The organism is Pseudomonas sp. JR33AA (assembly GCF_021378985.1).
Classification (GTDB): Bacteria; Pseudomonadota; Gammaproteobacteria; order Pseudomonadales; family Pseudomonadaceae; genus Aquipseudomonas; species Aquipseudomonas alloputida.
This window is the reverse complement of sequence record NZ_JAJSAW010000002.1, coordinates 327,794-344,295: the sequence shown is the minus strand read 5'-3', so window position 1 is coordinate 344,295 and position 16,502 is coordinate 327,794. Positions and strand designations below refer to the sequence as shown.

Below are 16,502 nucleotides of genomic sequence, written 5' to 3'. Positions count from 1 at the left end.
AATACCTGATGGAAAGAATGACGACATGAGCGACCTGAAGACCGAATCGCAAGACCTGCAACAGGAAGAAAACGCCCTGATCGCCCTGCGCAAGGAAAAACTTGCCGCCGAGCGTGCCAAGGGCAATGCCTTCCCCAACGACTTCCGTCGCGACAGCTACTGCAACGACTTGCAGAAGCAGTACGCGGACAAGACCAAGGAAGAGCTGGAAGCAGCCGCGATCCCGGTCAAGGTAGCCGGCCGCATCATGCTCAACCGTGGTTCGTTCATGGTTATCCAGGACATGACTGGCCGTATTCAGGTCTACGTCAACCGCAAGACCCTGCCGGAAGAAACCCTGGCCGCAGTCAAGACCTGGGACCTGGGCGACATCATTAGCGCCGAAGGCACCCTGGCCCGTTCCGGCAAGGGCGACCTGTACGTTGAAATGACCACTGTACGCCTGCTGACCAAGTCGCTGCGCCCGCTGCCCGACAAGCACCACGGCCTGACCGACACCGAGCAGCGCTACCGCCAGCGCTACGTCGACCTGATGGTCAACGAAGAAACCCGCCACACCTTCCGTGTGCGTTCGCAGGTGATCTCGCACATCCGCAAGTTCCTCATCGAGCGTGACTTCCTCGAAGTCGAGACGCCGATGTTGCAGACCATCCCGGGCGGCGCCGCTGCCAAGCCGTTCGAAACCCACCACAATGCCCTGGACATGGCCATGTTCCTGCGTATCGCGCCGGAGCTGTACCTCAAGCGTCTGGTGGTGGGTGGCTTCGAAAAAGTGTTCGAGATCAACCGCAACTTCCGCAACGAAGGCGTTTCGACCCGTCACAACCCCGAGTTCACCATGCTCGAGTTCTACCAGGCCTACGCCGACTACCGCGACAACATGGACCTCACCGAGGAACTGTTCCGCGAGCTGGCGCAACTGGTACTGGGCTCTACCGACGTACCGTACGGCGACAAGGTATTCCATTTCGGCGAGCCGTTCGTACGCCTGTCGGTGTTCGACTCGATCCTCAAGTACAACCCGGAGCTGACCGCTGCCGACCTGCAGGACGTCGACCGCGCCCGTGAGATTGCCAAGAAGGCCGGCGCCAAGGTGCTGGGCCACGAAGGCCTGGGCAAGCTGCAGGTGATGATTTTCGAAGAGCTGGTCGAGCACAAGCTGGAACAGCCGCACTTCATTACCGAGTACCCGTTCGAAGTGTCGCCGCTGGCCCGTCGCAACGACGACAACCCAGCCGTTACCGACCGTTTCGAGCTGTTCATCGGTGGCCGCGAGATCGCCAACGCCTACTCCGAGCTCAACGATGCCGAAGATCAGGCCGAGCGCTTCCTGGCCCAGGTGGCCGAGAAGGACGCGGGTGACGATGAAGCCATGCACTATGACGCCGACTTCGTTCGTGCGCTGGAGTACGGCATGCCGCCGACCGCCGGTGAAGGCATCGGCATCGACCGCCTGGTGATGCTGCTGACCAACTCGCCGTCGATCCGCGACGTCATCCTGTTCCCGCACATGCGTCCACAGGCCTGAGTGAATTGAACGAGCCGCCTTTCGAGGCGGCTTTTTCTTGCCTGAAGCTTTATGTTGTCAGTGCTGGCCTCTTCGCGGGTGAACCCGCTCCTACAAAGACCCCACAGGCCTCGGCATTGTGCGGCCCTTGTAGGAGCGGGTTCACCCGCAAGAGGCCAGCACTGACGAAACACTGCCCATGAGGTTCTCCCGTGACACCCGCCATGCCTGACCAAGGCGCCGCCGGCATAGCCACCGCCGTCGCCGAAAGCGTGCAATACCAAGGCCGCAAGACTGCCCGCCAAGGCAGCGAACAGCGTCGCCAGTTGATACTCGATGCCGCCATGCGCATTGTCGTGCGCGATGGCGTACGCGGTGTGCGCCACCGTGCGGTGGCCGCCGAAGCCGGTGTGCCATTGTCGGCCACCACCTATTACTTCAAGGACATCGAAGACCTGCTCACCGATACCTTTGCCCAGTACGTCGAGCGCAGTGCGGCTTACATGGCCAAGTTGTGGGCCAACACCGAGGTGGTGTTGCGCCAGTTGCTGGCACAGGGCGATGGCAGCCCGCAGGCACGGGCGCGGCTGGCTGACGAGGTGGCGCGCATGACCGCCGACTATGTTCAGCGGCAACTGCTGAACCGCCGTGACTTCCTGATGGCCGAGCAGGCCTTCCGCCAGGAAGCGTTGCTGTGCCCGCGACTGGCCGAGCTGGTGTGCGCGCATGAGCAAATCCTCCTGCACGGCACTCGGCAATTGCTGCAGGTCGTGGGCTCGCGGCAGCCGGAGCAGGATGCTCAGATGTTGACGGCGATTATCGAGCAGTTGGAATATCAAGGCCTGCTCAAGCAAGCGAATGCGCAAGCCGATGGGCAGATGCTCGCTATGCTTACCCGGTACCTGCAGCTGGTGCTGGCATCGGCCTGAGCCGAGTACGACTTATTCAAGGAGAACCTGATGAAAGCCTGGCGTGTGGTGTTGTTGACTTTGTCATTCCTGCTGCTGGGCGGTTGTCTGGTGACCTTCCATGAGCCCTTGCCCAGCAACCAGGCAGCGCCCAAGGCCTTGCTCGGCAAGTGGAGTAGCAAGGACGCCTGGGGGGAGCCGCTGAAACTGGTGATCAGCCGTAGCGGTGGCGACGCCTACAAGGCAGTGGCCACGGCCAAGGGCAAGGCGCCTGAAGAGTACGTGTTCACCGTGTCACGCCACGGCAACCGCTGGTACTTGTCGGCTGGCGTGCCCAAGCGCCTGGGCGGCAATTTCCTGATCGCCGGCTTCGATATCGTTGATGGCAAGGAACTGGTGGTCTACAACCTGGATGTCGAGCAGGTACAGCAGGCGGTGGACAACAAGGAACTGACCGGTCGTAGTACCGAAGTGCCGGACGACAACGGCGATGGCGTGCTGATCGATAGCCCGGCGGCGCGGGTGCTGGCCTACCTGGACGACCCGGCCAACTCCGACCTGTTCGTTGAAGTGGCGCGGTTCCAGCGTTCCGGCAAGTAGTTGCCTGTACCAGAAAGGAGTCACCGGTGGACGAATACCAGCAAACCATCCGCGCCCTGTCCGACCGTATCGTCGCGGCACAGACGCCTATCCGGGTCCTGGATGCGGTGAAGTGGGACGACAACATCCGCCAGGGCTTTCTCAAGGCCAAGGGCAAGGAGCCGCCGGCGGTCGATCGTGCCTACTACCAGTCGCGCCCGCTGTCGTTCGACTCCAGCGCGGTCAAGGCCGAGTTCCAGGGCATCGAGCGCGACATCATTCGCCAGTTGGGCCAGTTCAACCCGGTCGGGCAGATCATGAAGCGCATGTGCCGCGAATACCGCATGGTCGTGCGCATGCTTGAAGCGCGCGGTACCGAGGACTTCGGCCTGATCTCCCAGGAGTTGTACGGCGCCGCCTCGGATGCCTTCCACGCCGGCGACCCGACCCTGGCCGACCTTGGCCTGATGCTGTCGGACTACCTGAACAACATCGATGGCCGTGGCGACCTCAAGGATGAGCCAAAGAATCTCACCGCCAAGCAGGCGGTGGAGATCCTCCAGCACCGGCTGAACAACGTCTTCGGCGAGGCCGAAGGTACCATTCGCGTGTTCGAGTCCGACGGAATCGTCGCCGACGCCGCAGCCGGTGCCGACTACATCAAGGTGCGTGCCGATGCCATGTTCAACGCCCGCGATGTGCGTGCCCTGGAGGTGCACGAAGGGTTGGTGCATGTCGGTACCACGCTCAATGGCCTGAACCAGCCGATCTGCACCTTCCTGGCCAAGGGCCCGCCCTCGTCGACGGTAACCCAGGAGGGCCTGGCGATTCTCATGGAGGTGATCGCCTTTGCCTCCTACCCCAGCCGCCTGCGCAAGCTCACCAACCGCACCCGTGCCATCCACATGGTCGAAGAGGGCGCAGACTTCATGCAGGTCTACGGCTTCTTCCGTGAGCAGGGCTTCGAGATGGCGCAGAGCTACAGCAACGCCAGCCGAGTGTTCCGCGGCTCGGTGCCCAACGGCCTGCCATTCACCAAGGACTTGTCCTACCTCAAGGGCTTCATCATGGTTTACAACTACATTCAGTTGGCCGTGAAGAAGGGCAAACTGGAACAGATCCCGTTGCTGTTCTGTGGCAAGACCACCCTGGAAGACATGCGTACCCTGCGCCAACTTGTCGAGGAAGGGTTGGTCGAGCCGCCCAAGTACCTGCCTGAACAGTTCCGCGACCTGAGTGCGCTGTCGGCCTGGATGTGCTTCTCCAACTTCCTCAACCACCTGAGCCTGGATCGCATTGAAGCCGACTACGCGAACATTCTCTGAGCACTGCCGCCTGCTCGTCCTCGGCCTGGTCCTGGTGAGCCTTGGCGGCTGCAGCAGCCTGTTGTTCTATCCCGAGCGTGGTCAGGCCTTCACCCCTGAGCGCGCCAAGCTGGAATACCGCGATGTCACGCTGACCACGGCTGATGGCATCCGCCTTCACGGTTGGTGGCTGCCAGCCAAGGCCGGGGTCGAGGTCAAGGGCACGGTGCTGCACCTGCACGGCAACGGCGGTAACCTGCCAGGGCACCTGGGGGGGAGCTACTGGCTGCCGGAGCACGGCTACCAGGTGTTGATGATCGATTACCGCGGCTATGGCTTGTCTCAGGGCCAGCCGAGCCTGCCGGCGGTGTACCAGGACATTGCTGCAGCCATGGCCTGGCTGCAGCAGGCGCCCGAGGTCAAGGGCAAGCCGCTGGTCCTGCTGGGGCAGAGCCTGGGCGGTGCCATGGCCATTCATTACCTGGCGGCCCACCCCGAGCAGCGTCAGCGCTTCAGCGCCCTGGTGTTCGATGGCGTGCCGGCCAGTTACCGCGCGGTGGGGCGCTTTGCGCTCAGCACCTCCTGGATGACCTGGCCAATGCAGGTACCGCTATCGTGGCTAGTGCCGGACGGCGACAGCGCGATCCACTCGATCGAGCGATTGAGCAGCCCGCCCAAGTTGTTTTTCCACAGCATCGACGACAACCTGGTGCCGATGGACAACGGCATCCGCCTGTATCAGCACGCGCCACCACCGCGGGTGCTGCAACTGACCCGAGGGGGGCACGTGCAGACCTTCGCCGACCCTACCTGGCGCCAGGTGATGCTGCGGTTCCTCGATGACCCCAGCCATTTCAACGGCCTGCGGCGGCTTGCCGAAGTGCCCAATTTCCCTGACGAGAAGAACAAGCAATGAGTGAAGAACGCAACGCCATCCCGCTGATCCTGACCGGCGTCGGCAGCATCATCGTGACGGTGGGGGCCTTGTGGTATTACGGTTACCTGCATTTCGCCAAGCCCGAAGATGCCCTGCTGCTGCAGGACTTCACCATGCTCAAGACCATCCCCGGCGAGGACTACAAGGTATCGCTGGACCCGGCGCCGCAAGTGGCCCAGTGCGTCGACGGCGTGCTGGTACTGTTCGACACCCAACAGAAAGGCCTGACCGGCGTGCTGGTGGACAACCGCAAGCGCGCGGTGCGCTGCATGGGCGAGGAAACGCCGCAGCAGGTGCAGTGAGTGTTCGGCGTGGCATTTTTTGCGCCTGCGAGATCGAGCGCCGCGCGGGCGGTGCTCGATCTCGCAGGCGCCAGAGCGTTATCGGCGGACAAAGAAAAGCCCCGCGTCGATCGCGGGGCTTATCCTTTCAGCTAGCCAGCCTTAGCGCTGAACCTGGCTCACCGAGCGTGGTGCCACCGGCTGGTTGTCGTTGGAGATGGTCACCTCCACCCGACGGTTCTGCGCACGTCCCGAGTTGCTCGAGTTGTCCGCTACCGGGTACTCCTTGCCATAGCCCTGGGATACGATACGCGCCGGATCTACACCGGCACGCACCAGTGCCATGCGCACGCTGTTGGCGCGGCGCTCGGACAGGGACTGGTTGTAGTTGGCCGAGCCGACGCTGTCGGTGTAGCCCTCGACGATCACCTTGCGCTCCGGGTTTTCCTGAAGGAACTGCGCCAGCTTGGTGATGTTCGGGTAGGCGTTGCTCTTGAGTTCGGCCTTGTTGAAGTCGAACAGCACGTCACCGAAGGTCACCAGCGTACCGCGGTCGGTCTGCTTGGCGTTGAGGCTGTCCTGCAGCTTGGCGATCTGTGCATCGCGGGCGTCCAGCTTGGCTTTGGCGCGCTCAGCCGAAGCGTTCTTCAGCTCACCTTCGGCGGTGCGCAGGGCAATGGTCTGCTTGGCCACTTCGACGCGCTGGTTGGTCAGGTAGGCCAGTTGGTCGACCTTCTTCTCGTCTTCACGGTCCATGTAGGCCTTGTCGGCCTTGTTCAGCCAGTCCTGGGCGTCCTTGGTCTCCAGTGCCGCGACTTTGCTCGCTTGCGGGTCGCTCTGCAGCGAGGAGAAGTTGGTGCGGGCCGCTTCCAGATTGGCATTCGGATCATGCGAGCAGGCAGCAAGACCGACGCTCAGGGCCAGCAGTGCGGGAATCATGACGTGTTTGCGCATAGTGTTCATCCTTTGATCGTGTGCGAAGGCTAAGGTTGGCGGGGCAGGGCTCACTGAGCGCTGCGCAGGCCTTCCTCACGTACGTCCTGAACGCCTTGGCGGGCATCCTGCACGGCCTTCTGGGCTTTGGCTGCCTGGGCCTTGCGTTCGGCGAGGCGTGCATCCCACTCGGCCTGTTGGGCCAGGCGCTTGGCCTCGTCGTACTTCTTGTCGTGCATGGCGATTTCGGCTTGCTTGAACTTGTCCTGAGCCGCTTTCATTTCCACGGCGGCGAACTCGGTACCGCCAGCACTGACGGCGGAGTTCACGGCGGACTGGGTAACGGCATACTGCTCGGTGGGCGGATTGCCCGCACAGCCGGCCAGGACCAGGCTACTGCCCAGCGCCAGCGCGGCCAGCTTGAACCCGCGCACATGAGTAGATGACAGTCGGCTAGTGCGGGTCTTCATGATGGTCAGCTCCATTGGATCACTCCTGATAACGACGATGTCCGTAGCAGTCCATCGCTCATTCCCTGACAAATCCGCGCGCTTCAGCTCAACGGTGCACGAGGGCAGTGTGCAGGGTTTTAGCGTGATGGCTATTGGCTCCGACTCGAACGTTTTTCGAATAGTTCAGAAAAAAGTGCCGTAATCGAATAACTATTTCTGACTGATCGGTCAGTGCGATTTGCCTGGAACTTTCACCGGCTGGAGTGGTATTCCGGGCCTTGAGCGGGCCCGGAATGCTGGCGCGCAGGCTTATCTGTCGCTGTCGACTGGCGCGTTGCTCAAGTCGTGCAGGTGCTGGCGGGACAGGGAGAGAAAGCGTGGCGTAGGACCCACGTCTTCGTAAAGCGGGTCGCCTTCTTCGTCGGTGGCGATTACCTGGCGGCCCTGCACATAGGGGAAGCTGGCTTCCAGTTCTTCAAGGGCGGCTGCGACCAGTTCGCCGAGCAGTTCTTCGGCGGTGCGCTTGGGGTACATGTCGATCAGCGCGGCCAGGCGCGCTTCGGACTCCAGGTCCAGATGCAGGACATGGCCGGTACGGCTGAGAGCACCGGCGGCATTCTGTTCCCAGTGCTGGGCAAGTTCACGGATTTTCATGATGACCTCTGTTGACGCCTGAAAATGCTGCACTGCATGGGAGTGCTGTGCTTTCACTTTAGTTTGGTTTGGCCGATCACGGCTTGCCATCGTCGCCCGGCTATGGGCACTCTTGGGCTATACCGCTCGCTCCTGCACAGGGCGCGCTGAGGCTGATAGGGATGCAACGGAGAGAGCGCCAATGACCGATATCGATGTGCGTTTGCGTGAAGATGTCCATGTGTTGGGTGAGCTGCTTGGCGAAACCATTCGCCAGCAGCATGGCGATGCGTTCCTGCAAAAAATCGAGGATATCCGCCACAGTGCCAAGGCCGACCGCCGCGGCCCGGGTGAGCAACTGAGCTCGACCTTGGCGGACCTGGCCGAAGAAGACCTGCTGCCCGTCGCGAGGGCGTTCAACCAGTTCCTCAACCTGGCCAACATGGCCGAGCAGTACCAGTTGATCCGCCGCCGCGATGCTGACCAGCCCGAGCCGTTCGAAGCGCAGGTACTGCCCGAGCTGCTGGGGCGCTTGAAGCAGGCCGGCCACAGCAACGATGCCCTGGCCCGGCAACTGGCCAAGCTCGATATCCAGTTGGTGCTCACCGCACATCCCACCGAAGTGGCCCGTCGCACGCTGATCCAGAAGTACGACGCGATCGCCGGCCAACTGGCCGCGCAGGACCATCGTGACCTGACCTCGGCAGAACGCCAGCAAGTGCGCGAACGCCTGCGCCGGCTGATCGCCGAGGCCTGGCACACCGAAGAAATCCGCCGTACCCGACCTACGCCGGTCGACGAAGCCAAGTGGGGTTTCGCCGTGATCGAGCATTCACTGTGGCATGCCATCCCCAGCCACCTGCGCAAGGTCGACAAGGCCCTGCTGGAGGCCACGGGCCTGCGCCTGCCGCTGGAAGCCGCGCCGATTCGCTTTGCCTCGTGGATGGGCGGGGACCGTGATGGCAACCCCAATGTGACTGCTGCCGTCACCCGCGAAGTGCTGCTGCTGGCGCGCTGGATGGCCGCCGACCTGTTCCTGCGCGACATCGATGCACTGGCCGCCGAGTTGTCCATGCAGCATGCCAGCGACGCCCTGCGCAAACAGGTTGGCGATAGTGCCGAACCCTACCGCGCTGTGCTCAAGCAACTGCGCGACCGCCTGCGTGCGACACGCGCATGGGCGCATTCAGCCTTGACCAGCAACCAACCGGCCGGTGCCGACGTGCTGGTGGACAACCGCGAGCTGATTGCGCCGCTGGAGCTGTGTTACCAGTCACTGCACGATTGCGGCATGGGCGTGATCGCCGAGGGGCCGCTGCTTGACTGCCTGCGTCGTGCGGTGACCTTCGGCCTGTTCCTCGGCCGCCTGGATGTACGCCAGGACGCTGCCCGTCACCGTGATGCGCTGACCGAGATTACCGATTACCTGGGCCTGGGGCGTTACGCCGACTGGGATGAGGAGCAGCGCATCGCGTTCCTCCAGGCCGAGCTGAAAAACCGCCGGCCGCTGCTACCTGCGCATTTCAAGCCGCAAGCAGACACCGCCGAAGTGCTGGCGACCTGCAGGGAAGTGGCCGCTGCGCCGGCTGCTTCGCTGGGGTCTTACGTTATTTCCATGGCGGGTGCCGCCTCGGATGTACTGGCGGTGCAGCTGTTGCTCAAGGAAGCCGGCCTGACCCGCCCCATGCGTGTGGTGCCACTGTTCGAGACCCTGGCCGACCTCGACAACGCCGGCCCGGTCATGCAGCGCCTGCTTGGCCTGCCGGGCTACCGCGCGGGCCTGCGCGGCCCGCAGGAAGTGATGATCGGCTACTCCGATTCGGCCAAGGACGCCGGCACCACGGCTGCTGCCTGGGCACAATACCGCGCTCAGGAAGACCTGGTGCGTATCTGTGCCGAGCATCAGGTCGAGCTGCTGCTGTTCCACGGCCGTGGCGGTACGGTTGGGCGAGGTGGTGGCCCGGCCCATGCGGCGATCCTGTCGCAGCCACCGGGTTCGGTGGCGGGGCGTTTGCGCACCACCGAGCAGGGTGAAATGATTCGGTTCAAGTTCGGCTTGCCGGGCATCGCCGAGCAAAACCTCAACCTGTACCTGGCTGCCGTGCTGGAAGCGACGTTGTTGCCACCACCGCCCCCGCAGCCGGCCTGGCGTGAGGTGATGGACCAGTTGGCCGCCGATGGTGTCCAGGCTTACCGCAGCGTGGTACGGGAGAATCCCGATTTCGTCGAGTACTTCCGCCAGTCGACGCCAGAACAGGAGCTGGGGCGCCTGCCGTTGGGCAGCCGCCCGGCCAAGCGGCGTGCCGGGGGCATCGAAAGCCTGCGGGCCATTCCGTGGATCTTCGGCTGGACCCAGACCCGGCTGATGTTGCCGGCCTGGCTGGGCTGGGAAACGGCGCTGACCAATGCCTTGGCCCGTGGTCAGGGTGAGCTGCTGGCGCAAATGCGCGAGCAATGGCCGTTCTTCCGCACCCGCATCGACATGCTGGAAATGGTGCTGGCCAAGGCGGATGCGCAAATTGCCGAGGCCTACGACGAACGTCTGGTGCAACCGCACTTGCGTCCTTTAGGTGCACACCTGCGCGACCTATTGTCGCAGTCATGCCAGGTGGTGCTGGGCCTTACCGGGCAGCCGGTGCTACTGGCGCACAGCCCCGAGACACTGGAATTCATTCGCCTGCGCAATACCTATCTGGACCCGTTGCACCGCCTGCAGGCAGAGTTGCTGGCTCGCTCGCGCAGCCGCGAAGCCGCTCTGGACAGCCCGTTGGAGCAGGCCTTGCTGGTGACCGTGGCGGGTATTGCTGCCGGGCTGCGCAACACCGGCTAAGGGCATGCCTGGGTCCTGTCTGGTGACTGCCATACAGGCCCGGCACAACGACGGGGAGGGTGGTTGCGCCGGGCGCAACCGCCTGCCTGGTCAGCCGCAAGTGGCGCATTCCTGCAACTTTGGGACGCTTGTCTGGCTGCCGGGCGCTGTGTATCTTGAGCAGCCTTCTGACCGATTTATGGTCATACCCGATTTTCCGGACTTGGCCCTGGTTGCCGAATCCATTGAATTTCATACAAAAATTTGAGGAGCACGAGATGCGCGTAATTCTGCTGGGAGCTCCCGGGGCCGGTAAAGGTACTCAGGCAAAGTTCATCACCGAAAAGTTCGGTATTCCACAGATCTCCACCGGTGACATGCTGCGTGCCGCCGTCAAGGCCGGCACCCCGCTGGGCCTGGAGCTGAAGAAAGTCATGGATGCCGGCCAACTGGTCTCCGACGAGTTGATCATCAGCCTGGTGAAGGAGCGCATCGCTCAGCCTGATTGCGCCAACGGCTGCCTGTTCGACGGCTTCCCGCGCACCATCCCGCAGGCCGAAGCCATGGTCGCTGCCGGTGTCGACATCGATGCCGTGGTCGAAATTGCCGTGGACGACGAAGAAATCGTCGGCCGCATGGCGGGCCGCCGCGTCCACCTGGCCTCGGGCCGTACCTACCACATTCAGTACAACCCGCCGAAAGTGGAAGGCAAGGACGACGAGACCGGTGAAGACCTGATCCAGCGTGACGACGACAAGGAAGAAACCGTTCGCCATCGCCTGTCGGTCTACCACAGCCAGACCAAGCCGTTGGTAGATTTCTACCAGAAGCTTTCGGCTGCCAATGGCGGCAAGCCGAAGTACAGCCACATCGAAGGTGTCGGCTCGGTTGAAGCCATCACCGCCAAGGTCCTGGCAGCCCTGAGCTGATCCGGCGCCTGACGCACCTCGACAACGGCCCGCTTGCGGGCCGTTGTCGTTTGTGGGCCGCACAGCGGCCCCCTCGGGACACAACGCCGCTGCTGCTCTATACTGCCGCTCTTTTTCATTCGCACCTGGATACCCGTTCGATGACCACCCTGCTGGCCCTGGATACCGCCACCGAAGCCTGTTCCGTCGCGCTGCTGCATGACGGCAAGGTGACCAGCCATTACGAGGTGATCCCGCGCATGCATGCCCAGAAGCTGCTGCCGATGATCAAGCAGCTGCTGGCCGACTCTGGCTTGGCACTGAATGCGCTGGACGCCATTGCCTTTGGCCGTGGCCCGGGCGCGTTCACCGGCGTGCGTATTGCCATCGGTGTTGTGCAAGGCCTGGCGTTCGCCCTCGAACGCCCGGTGCTGCCGGTGTCCAACCTGGCCGCTTTGGCCCAGGGTGCATTGCGCGAGCATGGCGTGCAGCAGGTGGCAGCTGCCATCGATGCGCGCATGGATGAAGTGTACTGGGGCTGCTACCAGGCCTCGGCAGGCGAAATGCGCCTGGTCGGCCGTGAAGCCGTGTTGCCGCCCGAGCAGGTGGCGCTACCGGCAGGCAGCAATGGCGAGTGGTTCGGTGCCGGTACCGGATGGGGCTATGCCGAGCGCCTGGCGGTACAAGTGGCGGCTAGCAACCCGGGTGCCTTGCCCAACGCCCTGGACGTCCTCAGCCTGGCCACCTTTGCCTGGGCCCGTGGCGAGGCAATCGCCGCCGAGCAGGCGCAACCGGTTTATCTGCGCGATAATGTAGCCACGCCCAAGAAGCACTGAGTGCTGTTTGTCGATTTTGCCGAACACGCCAAAACCTTTTGCGCGATCTGTGGTCCAGTTATCACTCAAGCATTAGCGACGGAACCCTGATGCTGCTAAATTGCCATCATTGGTCCTGAGTGCTCATGCCATGCGTATCGACGGTTTCTCATCGCAGTCCTACCCGCTCAAGCGTATCTCGCGCAAAGCTGCGGTGCGTGACGAGGCCATCGACGATGCCGAGGTGATCGAGGAGGCAGAAGCCGCCCAGCAGGAAGCCACTGCCCGCCGCCCTGGCGGTGGCCTGCCAGCCCGCCAGCAGGACATGGTTTTCCCTCGCGCCCGTGACCGGCGCACCGCCACCGCACTGGCCAGCTACCTGAGCACTGCAGGCTTTACGGACTGGGACATGGAAGTCCTGGGGCTCGACCTGTACATTTGATGGATGAATCCCTCACCACTGCCTTACTTTCTCGGTTGCCCGTCGTGGAGCGAAAACGCCTGGCGCGACTACCTGTACCCCGCTGACGCCAACAGCAATCAAATGCTGGGCTTCTACAGCCAGGTATTCAACGCCGTCGAAGGCAACACCACTTTCTATGCACGCCCCGCTCCCGGCACGCTTGCCCGCTGGGCGCAAGTCATGCCCGAGCACTTTCGCTTCACTGCCAAGTTTCCGCGGGATGTCAGCCATGAGGGCGACCTGCGTGACCAGCTTGAGGCTGCCTTCGACTTCACTCGGCTGATGGCCCCGTTGGGCAGGCGCGTATCACCCTACTGGTTGCAGTTGCCGGCCCAGTTCGGCCCGGCGCGCCTGGGTGAGCTTTGTCACTTCCTCGATCAGATCGCCGTGCCTGTGGCCGTGGAAGTGCGCAATCAGGCCTTTTTTGCCAAGGGCGAGGAAGAACGCCTGCTCAACCGCCTGTTGCATGAGCGCGGAGTGGAGCGTATTTGCCTCGACCCCCGTGCGCTGTTCAGCTGCGCCTCGCGCGACCCTGCCGTGCTGCATGCGCAGTCGAAGAAGCCCAAGGTGCCACCACGTCCGGCAGCCTTCAGCCAGCACCCGCAGGTTCGTTTCATCGGCCATCCGGAACTGGAGGCCAATCAGGCCTTCCTTAGCCCTTGGGTAGAAAAAGTCGCCACCTGGATCGAAGAAGGCCGCAGTCCCTATATCTTCCTGCACACCTCGGACAATCGCCTGGCTGCGGCGCTGGCCCAACGTTTCCATCAGCGCCTGATGGCACGCCTGCCGGGCCTGGCACCTTTGCCGGAATTGCCGCGCGCCCCTGAGGTCGAACAACTGGGGCTACTCTGACCTTTCCCTGACTGCCGGAGGTTGAACCATGGATGTGCAAACCCTGCGAGCCGAGGCCTTCAAGGCACTACACGAGCGCGATGGCGCGTTCGTCATCCCCAACCCGTGGGATGCCGGCTCCGCCAAGTTGCTCGCCAGCCTGGGGTTCGAGGCGCTGGCTACCACCAGTGCTGGCCTGGCCTTCAGACTTGGCCGGCCCGACGCCGAAGGCGCCTTGAGCCTGGACGATACGCTGGACAATGCCGGCGAGATCGTCGATGCCACCGCGCTACCGGTGGCCGCCGATCTGGAAAACGGCTTTGGCGATTTGCCTGAAGACTGTGCCCAGACCATTTTGCGTGCCGCCGAAGTTGGCCTGGTGGGCGGCTCCATCGAAGATGCCAGTGGCCGCAGTGATGCGCCTATCTATGACTTCGGGCTGGCAGTGGAGCGCGTGCGCGCCGCTGTGCAGGCTGCGCGAAGCCTGCCGTTCCCGTTCACCTTGTGCGCCCGTGCAGAAAACCTGCTGCACGGGCGCATGGACCTCGACGACACCATCTTGCGTCTGCAAGCCTATGCCGAAGCCGGTGCCGACGTGCTCTACGCCCCCGGGCTGCGCACCGTTGAGGAAGTCCGTGCCGTGGTGCAGGCAGTTGCACCGCGCCCAGTGAATGTGCTGATGGGCATGGCGGGCGTGCCGCTGAGCGTCAACCAGTTGCAGGACCTGGGCGTGCGCCGTGTCAGCGTTGGTTCGTCGCTGGCCCGTGCGGCAATCGGGGCCTTCTACCGGGCGGCGCAGGAAATTCGCGATGAGGGCACGTTCGGCTACGGGGAGCAGGCAATGCCGTTTGCCCAGCTGAACGACCTGTTCCGCCGCTGATGCGGGCAGTGCTGGCGCTACTGGCTGGCCTGCTGACGGTGGCCGGCCTGGCCTGGCACTTCGGCTGGCGCCTGCCTGCCTCATGGAACCCCTGGGCGCCGCTGGACGTACGCCAGCCGCCCAACCTGCTGACCCCCTACAAACTGTCGCGCCTGCGCGATGACCCCACGCTGTGCCGGCAAGCGCTGGAAACCAGCCACCTGCGTTACCGGGCACAAGCCGACAGCCCGGCGTCGGCCAACTGCCCGCTGCAGAACGTATGGCGCATCGAGAGCGGCCAGGCGCGGTTGAGCAGCAGCTTTCTGGCCAGTTGCCCGCTTGCAGTGGCCTATGCGCTGTTCGAAAACCATGGCTTGCAGCCAGTTGCACAGCGGGTGCTGGGCCAGCCGGTGACGCAGGTTGATCACCTGGGCAGCTTTGCCTGCCGTAACGTTTATCACCGTAAGCGGGGCCGTCTGAGCCAGCACGCTACGGCCAATGCGCTGGATATCAGCGGTTTCCGCCTGCAGGACGGCCAGCGCATCGTGCTGGCGCGTGACTGGCAGGCGGGTGGGCAAAAGGGCGAATTCTTGCGTCAGGTGCAGCAGGCGGCGTGTGAGAGCTTCAGCACGGTACTGGGGCCGGACTACAACGCGGCTCACCACAATCACTTTCACCTGGATATGGGGCGCTGGCAGGTGTGCCGCTAGCCTCAGGCGTGCGCGCGCACGTTGTTCAGCACAACGGGTCGTGCCCAGTGGATGTCGAATTCCAGGTCATTCTGCTGCTTGGCCAGGGTGGCGTCGTCGAACGGTTCGGGCGCTGGGTCCAGCAGGTTGGTCTCGAACTCGGCAATGGGCAGGAACAATGACCGCGGAGTGGGGCCAGGGCCGGGTTCGGCGATCGGCTGACCCTGGCTCATCACCACCGGGCGCAGCCAGCTGTTGTTGATGTCGAGCTGGCGCTGTTGCTCGATCAGTTCCATGGCGCTGTATGGCTCGGGGGCGGGCGGCAGCAGCTTGGCTTCAAGCTCGGCCTTGGGCAGAAACAACGGTTCGGGCGGCGCCACGATGGTGTCGTGCACCGGGCAGGCGCGCTGGGCGTCGATCAATGCCAGTGCACGGGCGCCGCCGATGGGTTCACCGCTGTCCTGGTCGTACTGCACGAACGACTGGCTGATGCTGTCTACCGGCTCTTCCTGCTGCTCGGCCATCGCCCGGGCAAAGAAATCCTGCCACAGGTGGCTGACGCCCCCGAGTGCCTGGGTGTTGTGCTGACTGTAGTTGCCGACAGGCGACAAATAGGTCAAGCCGATGGGAAGAGTATCTGACATGGCAGTCGTGCGCGCTGTGCTCTGGCAGAATAGCGGGATATTGCCTGTATCGGCCGTGGCTGCCGATTAATTAAGGGCTTGGTTTGATTTTTCGGGTGTGAACGATGGAAGAGCAAGGCACGGGTATCAGGGTCGAGGCGATGACAGCTGAGTATGCGCAACAGGCCAGCGCGTGGGCTGAACGCCTGGGCCTGCCGCTGCAGGACGATACCGCCGGCTTCGCTGTGCAGGTGGGTGCCGACGGCTTGCAGATTCAGCAACTGGGCCCGCAGGCGCCTGGGCCGGTGCGTGTGGACTTCGTCGAAGGCCAGGCCGCTCACCGCCGCCAGTTTGGCGGTGGCAACGGGCAGATGATCGCCAAGGCCGTGGGCATTGCCCAGGGCATCCGGCCGCAGGTGCTGGATGCCACGGCGGGGCTGGGCAAGGACGCATTCGTGCTGGCCAGCCTTGGCTGCCAGATGACCCTGATCGAACGCCAGCCGCTGATTGCCGCGCTGTTGGAAGATGGCCTGGCGCGGGCGCGGGTGGATGAAGAGGTGGGCCCGATTGTCGGGCGTATGCGCCTGCTGACCGGCAACGCCATCGAGCGCATGCGCGCCTGGGAAGGGGAGGCGCCGCAGGTGATCTACCTCGACCCGATGTTCCCGCACCGGGACAAGAGCGCCCTGGTGAAAAAGGAGATGCGCGTGTTCCGCCCTTTGGTGGGCGATGACCTGGATGCCCCGGCGCTGCTTGAGGCCGCCCTGGCGCTGGCCAGCCACCGGGTGGTAGTGAAGCGCCCGCGCAAGGCTCCGATCATCGATGGGCCAAAGCCCAGCCATAGCCTTGAGGGTAAGTCGAGCCGGTATGACATTTATCCGAAGAAAGCCCTGAAAGCCTGACCTGCCCCTATCTGGCGGGCTAGCACGATCATTGTAGGAGCGGCTTTAGCCGCGAACACCGGCAACGCC

At 63.4% G+C, this 16,502-nt stretch carries 18 protein-coding genes; 14 read left to right on the top strand and 4 right to left on the bottom strand.

The genetic code is table 11. The features are described from left to right. Nucleotides 1-25: 25 nt before the first annotated feature. The 6 genes from lysS to LVS58_RS04850 all read left to right on the top strand — a co-directional run bounded on the left by lysS (nucleotide 26) and on the right by LVS58_RS04850 (nucleotide 5,537). Nucleotides 26-1,528, top strand: coding sequence for a lysine--tRNA ligase (gene lysS, locus LVS58_RS04875; RefSeq protein ID WP_233690106.1), 1,503 nt, complete (start codon nucleotides 26-28; stop codon nucleotides 1,526-1,528). Nucleotides 1,529-1,731: 203 nt separating this feature from the next. Continuing rightward, entirely contained in the window at nucleotides 1,732-2,436 is a 705-nt protein-coding gene (locus tag LVS58_RS04870; protein ID WP_003252210.1) for a TetR/AcrR family transcriptional regulator, read from the top strand. Nucleotides 2,437-2,466: 30 nt separating this feature from the next. Further along, nucleotides 2,467-3,015 (top strand): hypothetical protein, encoded by a 549-nt coding sequence (locus LVS58_RS04865; RefSeq protein WP_233690105.1) that lies wholly within the window; start codon nucleotides 2,467-2,469, stop codon nucleotides 3,013-3,015. A 26-nt stretch (nucleotides 3,016-3,041) separates the two neighbouring features. Further along, nucleotides 3,042-4,319: a flavohemoglobin expression-modulating QEGLA motif protein gene (locus tag LVS58_RS04860; protein WP_233690104.1), complete on the top strand. Its 1,278-nt coding sequence runs from the start codon at nucleotides 3,042-3,044 to the stop codon at nucleotides 4,317-4,319. Then, entirely contained in the window at nucleotides 4,291-5,214 is a 924-nt protein-coding gene (locus LVS58_RS04855) for an alpha/beta hydrolase (RefSeq protein ID WP_233690103.1), read from the top strand. Before LVS58_RS04860 ends, LVS58_RS04855 begins: the two co-directional genes overlap by 29 nt. Beyond that, the gene (locus tag LVS58_RS04850; RefSeq protein WP_003252219.1) at nucleotides 5,211-5,537 is read left to right on the top strand and encodes a hypothetical protein; all 327 of its coding nucleotides are present in this window, start codon (nucleotides 5,211-5,213) and stop codon (nucleotides 5,535-5,537) included. Before LVS58_RS04855 ends, LVS58_RS04850 begins: the two co-directional genes overlap by 4 nt. A 141-nt stretch (nucleotides 5,538-5,678) precedes the next feature. On the opposite strand, the gene LVS58_RS04845 is transcribed toward LVS58_RS04850, so the two are convergent. From LVS58_RS04845 to LVS58_RS04835, 3 genes are all read right to left on the bottom strand, one after another. Beyond that, nucleotides 5,679-6,470, bottom strand: a complete 792-nt coding sequence (locus LVS58_RS04845; RefSeq protein WP_233690102.1) for an OmpA family protein — start codon at nucleotides 6,468-6,470, stop codon at nucleotides 5,679-5,681. A 50-nt stretch (nucleotides 6,471-6,520) separates the two neighbouring features. Beyond that, complete coding sequence (locus tag LVS58_RS04840; protein ID WP_233690101.1) at nucleotides 6,521-6,934, bottom strand: DUF4398 domain-containing protein; 414 nt, start codon at nucleotides 6,932-6,934, stop codon at nucleotides 6,521-6,523. A 276-nt stretch (nucleotides 6,935-7,210) separates the two neighbouring features. Then, nucleotides 7,211-7,555, bottom strand: a complete 345-nt coding sequence (locus LVS58_RS04835; RefSeq protein WP_233690100.1) for a pilin assembly protein — start codon at nucleotides 7,553-7,555, stop codon at nucleotides 7,211-7,213. A gap of 181 nt (nucleotides 7,556-7,736) precedes the next feature. On the opposite strand from LVS58_RS04835, the gene ppc reads away from it, so the two are divergent. The 7 genes from ppc to LVS58_RS04800 all read left to right on the top strand — a co-directional run bounded on the left by ppc (nucleotide 7,737) and on the right by LVS58_RS04800 (nucleotide 14,929). Next, nucleotides 7,737-10,364 carry a phosphoenolpyruvate carboxylase gene (ppc, locus tag LVS58_RS04830; RefSeq protein WP_233690099.1) on the top strand — a complete coding sequence of 876 codons (2,628 nt, stop codon included), beginning with the start codon at nucleotides 7,737-7,739 and terminating at the stop codon, nucleotides 10,362-10,364. Nucleotides 10,365-10,621: 257 nt separating this feature from the next. Beyond that, nucleotides 10,622-11,272, top strand: a complete 651-nt coding sequence (adk, locus tag LVS58_RS04825; RefSeq protein ID WP_004575467.1) for an adenylate kinase — start codon at nucleotides 10,622-10,624, stop codon at nucleotides 11,270-11,272. Nucleotides 11,273-11,412: 140 nt separating this feature from the next. Further along, a complete protein-coding gene (gene tsaB, locus LVS58_RS04820) occupies nucleotides 11,413-12,087 on the top strand; it encodes a tRNA (adenosine(37)-N6)-threonylcarbamoyltransferase complex dimerization subunit type 1 TsaB (protein WP_233690098.1) in 675 nt (224 codons plus the stop codon). 130 nt (nucleotides 12,088-12,217) lie between these two features. Then, nucleotides 12,218-12,508, top strand: a complete 291-nt coding sequence (locus LVS58_RS04815) for a hypothetical protein (protein WP_233690097.1) — start codon at nucleotides 12,218-12,220, stop codon at nucleotides 12,506-12,508. A gap of 3 nt (nucleotides 12,509-12,511) precedes the next feature. Further along, nucleotides 12,512-13,381: a DUF72 domain-containing protein gene (locus LVS58_RS04810; RefSeq protein WP_233690096.1), complete on the top strand. Its 870-nt coding sequence runs from the start codon at nucleotides 12,512-12,514 to the stop codon at nucleotides 13,379-13,381. Between the two features lie 28 nt (nucleotides 13,382-13,409). Beyond that, on the top strand, nucleotides 13,410-14,240 hold the full coding sequence (locus LVS58_RS04805) for an isocitrate lyase/PEP mutase family protein (protein WP_233690095.1): 831 nt from the start codon (nucleotides 13,410-13,412) through the stop codon (nucleotides 14,238-14,240). Then, nucleotides 14,240-14,929, top strand: coding sequence for an extensin-like domain-containing protein (locus LVS58_RS04800; RefSeq protein WP_233690094.1), 690 nt, complete (start codon nucleotides 14,240-14,242; stop codon nucleotides 14,927-14,929). The genes LVS58_RS04805 and LVS58_RS04800 overlap by 1 nt, the downstream gene beginning before the upstream one ends. 2 nt (nucleotides 14,930-14,931) lie before the next feature. On the opposite strand, the gene LVS58_RS04795 is transcribed toward LVS58_RS04800, so the two are convergent. Then, entirely contained in the window at nucleotides 14,932-15,552 is a 621-nt protein-coding gene (locus tag LVS58_RS04795) for an energy transducer TonB (RefSeq protein ID WP_233690093.1), read from the bottom strand. Between the two features lie 104 nt (nucleotides 15,553-15,656). Here LVS58_RS04795 and LVS58_RS04790 point away from each other — a divergent pair, with 104 nt between their 5' ends. After that, on the top strand, nucleotides 15,657-16,433 hold the full coding sequence (locus LVS58_RS04790) for a class I SAM-dependent methyltransferase (RefSeq protein WP_233690092.1): 777 nt from the start codon (nucleotides 15,657-15,659) through the stop codon (nucleotides 16,431-16,433). The last annotated feature ends 69 nt before the right edge of the window (nucleotides 16,434-16,502 follow it).

Excerpts from the sequence above, each read along its gene's own strand:
- lysS (WP_233690106.1), top strand. The coding sequence starts at position 26 with ATGAGCGACCTGAAGACCGAATCGCAAGACCTGCAACAGGAAGAAAAC.
- LVS58_RS04870 (WP_003252210.1), top strand. The coding sequence starts at position 1,732 with ATGCCTGACCAAGGCGCCGCCGGCATAGCCACCGCCGTCGCCGAAAGC.
- LVS58_RS04865 (WP_233690105.1), top strand. The coding sequence starts at position 2,467 with ATGAAAGCCTGGCGTGTGGTGTTGTTGACTTTGTCATTCCTGCTGCTG.
- LVS58_RS04850 (WP_003252219.1), top strand. The coding sequence starts at position 5,211 with ATGAGTGAAGAACGCAACGCCATCCCGCTGATCCTGACCGGCGTCGGC.
- LVS58_RS04845 (WP_233690102.1), bottom strand. The coding sequence starts at position 6,470 with ATGCGCAAACACGTCATGATTCCCGCACTGCTGGCCCTGAGCGTCGGT.
- LVS58_RS04840 (WP_233690101.1), bottom strand. The coding sequence starts at position 6,934 with ATGGAGCTGACCATCATGAAGACCCGCACTAGCCGACTGTCATCTACT.
- LVS58_RS04835 (WP_233690100.1), bottom strand. The coding sequence starts at position 7,555 with ATGAAAATCCGTGAACTTGCCCAGCACTGGGAACAGAATGCCGCCGGT.
- ppc (WP_233690099.1), top strand. The coding sequence starts at position 7,737 with ATGACCGATATCGATGTGCGTTTGCGTGAAGATGTCCATGTGTTGGGT.
- adk (WP_004575467.1), top strand. The coding sequence starts at position 10,622 with ATGCGCGTAATTCTGCTGGGAGCTCCCGGGGCCGGTAAAGGTACTCAG.
- tsaB (WP_233690098.1), top strand. The coding sequence starts at position 11,413 with ATGACCACCCTGCTGGCCCTGGATACCGCCACCGAAGCCTGTTCCGTC.
- LVS58_RS04815 (WP_233690097.1), top strand. The coding sequence starts at position 12,218 with ATGCGTATCGACGGTTTCTCATCGCAGTCCTACCCGCTCAAGCGTATC.
- LVS58_RS04810 (WP_233690096.1), top strand. The coding sequence starts at position 12,512 with ATGAATCCCTCACCACTGCCTTACTTTCTCGGTTGCCCGTCGTGGAGC.
- LVS58_RS04805 (WP_233690095.1), top strand. The coding sequence starts at position 13,410 with ATGGATGTGCAAACCCTGCGAGCCGAGGCCTTCAAGGCACTACACGAG.
- LVS58_RS04800 (WP_233690094.1), top strand. The coding sequence starts at position 14,240 with ATGCGGGCAGTGCTGGCGCTACTGGCTGGCCTGCTGACGGTGGCCGGC.
- LVS58_RS04795 (WP_233690093.1), bottom strand. The coding sequence starts at position 15,552 with ATGTCAGATACTCTTCCCATCGGCTTGACCTATTTGTCGCCTGTCGGC.
- LVS58_RS04790 (WP_233690092.1), top strand. The coding sequence starts at position 15,657 with ATGGAAGAGCAAGGCACGGGTATCAGGGTCGAGGCGATGACAGCTGAG.